This is a genomic window from Mesorhizobium sp. M7A.F.Ca.US.006.04.2.1 (genome assembly GCF_004022915.1).
In the GTDB taxonomy this organism is placed as follows: Bacteria; Pseudomonadota; Alphaproteobacteria; order Rhizobiales; family Rhizobiaceae; genus Mesorhizobium; species Mesorhizobium ciceri.
The window spans coordinates 1-1020 of the sequence record NZ_RZQA01001346.1; the positions used below are offsets into that span (position 1 = coordinate 1).

Here is a 1020-nt window from a genome sequence, read left to right on the forward strand (position 1 = left end):
CAACGGCAGGAACCAACCGCCTGAATTCGCGTTGACGTAAACGTCAACCCAAAGCTATATGCGGCAGCGACCGTGATCGCGAAACCGCGGCACGGGCTTCGGCTGGATCGAAGCGCCGTTGCGAGACAGATGCAACCAGACAAGGAGAACAGCGTAAGCGTTCAGGAGATTGCCGAGAAGATCAAGTCGCGCGTGGCCAGCAGCGGGTTCGATCGTTCCGTGAAATTCGACACCGGCAGCGACGGCGTCATCGTCATCGACGGCGCAACCGTCTCGAACACCGATGCACCCACCGACTGCACCATCAAGCTCTCGCTCGACGATCTCGATTCGCTGATCGCTGGCGACCTGAACCCGACAATGGCGTTCATGACCGGCAAGATAAAGGTCGAAGGCGACATGACCGTTGCCATGGCGCTCAGCCAGCTGATCGGCTGAAGGCATGCAGGCGCCCAAGGTGGCGCCCACCAATCGCGAAAAAACGCCGCCTTTTCGGGCGGCGTTTTTGCGTGAAATGCTGGCGGCTTCGTATCTCAGGCCGCCGATATCAATTCCTGCGCCTTCAGCTTGCGGCCGGCCGCCCTCAGCGTGCCGTGCACGCCGTCAAGCGCGCCTTCCACCAGTTCCAGCGCCAGCAGGCGGTGCCGCTCATAGGGTCCCGGCATGGCAAGCGAACCGGTCTTCTCGGCCGAGAAGCCGAAGCGCGCGTAATAGGGCGCATCGCCGACCAGAAGGATCGCGGCATGGCCAAGACGTGCCGCCTCGGCGATGGCATGGCGCATCAGGGCCGAGCCGATGCCGGCGTTCTTGAGCGACGGATCGACGGCAAGCGGGCCAAGCAGCAGCGCGGCCGCACCGCCCTCGCCCAGCCTGACGTCCCACAGCCGCACGGTGCCGGCGACGCCGCCCGAAGCATCGCGGGCGACGAAGGCCAGGCCTTCCGAGGGCCGCCGGCCACGCCGCAGCTTCTCCGACGACTTTTTCCTGCGCTTCGGCCCCATGGCCCGATCGAGCAACGCC

The 1020-nt window shown here is 64.9% G+C and carries 2 protein-coding genes; one reads left to right on the forward strand and one right to left on the reverse strand.

Features of this window, described 5'->3' with window-relative positions; all coding sequences use genetic code 11:
* The first annotated feature begins 129 nt into the window (after nucleotides 1–129).
* The gene (locus EN925_RS37195) at nucleotides 130–438 is read left to right on the forward strand and encodes an SCP2 sterol-binding domain-containing protein (protein ID WP_128337429.1); all 309 of its coding nucleotides are present in this window, start codon (nucleotides 130–132) and stop codon (nucleotides 436–438) included.
* Between the two features lie 95 nt (nucleotides 439–533).
* Here EN925_RS37195 and EN925_RS37200 read toward each other — a convergent pair.
* Nucleotides 534–1020, reverse strand: a 487-nt coding sequence (locus EN925_RS37200) for an N-acetyltransferase (RefSeq protein ID WP_164894728.1), incomplete at its 5' end; no start/stop codon positions are given.